Genomic DNA, 767 nt, shown 5'->3' on the forward strand with positions numbered 1-767 from the left:
CTGCTGGGCGAGCGCGCCTGCGACGCGCTGTTCGTCACCCAGCGCGGCGAGGGCATGACGCGGCAGGCCTTCTGGCACCTGATCAAGCGCCACGCGCGCGACGCCGAGATCTACGCGCCGTTGTCCCCGCATACGTTGCGGCATGCCTTTGCCACCCACCTGCTCAACCACGGCGCAGACCTGCGCGTGGTGCAGTTGCTGTTGGGGCATGCCGATATTTCCACTACGCAGATCTATACGCATGTGGCGCGCGAGCGCTTGCGGGATCTGCATCAGCAGCATCATCCGCGCGGGTAGGTTTTTTTGCGCGGTCATTGCGAACAGTCATTCCATCATGAGCAAGTCCAAACACGTTTCGGAAACCCCCGCTACTCAGTTCCTCAAGCAGCATGGCGTTGCCTTTGGCGAACATGCCTATGACTATGTCGAGCATGGGGGCACCGGGGAGTCGGCGCGCCAGCTTGGCGTGGATGAACATGCCGTGATCAAGACGCTGGTGATGGAGGACGAGAAGGCGCAGCCGATGATCGTGCTGATGCACGGGGATTGTTCGGTGTCGACGAAAAACCTGGCTCGGCAGACGGGGCGCAAGAGCGTGCAGCCGTGCAAGCCGGAGGTGGCGCAGCGGCATAGCGGGTATATGGTGGGGGGTACTTCGCCGTTTGGGACGCGCAAGCGGATSCCGGTGTTTGTGGAGGCTGGGGTGCTGGCGATGGGGCGGATCTATATTAATGGGGGGCGTAGGGGGTATCTGGTTAGTATTGATC

The 767-nt window shown here is 61.9% G+C and carries 2 protein-coding genes; both read left to right on the forward strand.

Annotation, left to right across the window (positions count from 1 at the left end; all coding sequences use genetic code 11):
* The coding region (locus AC1DKD_RS41720) for a tyrosine-type recombinase/integrase (RefSeq protein WP_477144793.1) at positions 1-297 on the forward strand (297 nt) is incomplete at its 5' end.
* Between the two features lie 37 nt (positions 298-334).
* On the forward strand, positions 335-767 hold a 433-nt coding region (locus tag AC1DKD_RS41725), incomplete at its 3' end, for an aminoacyl-tRNA deacylase (RefSeq protein WP_477144794.1).

The sequence above is a fragment of the Cupriavidus sp. 05T313 genome (assembly GCF_056396665.1).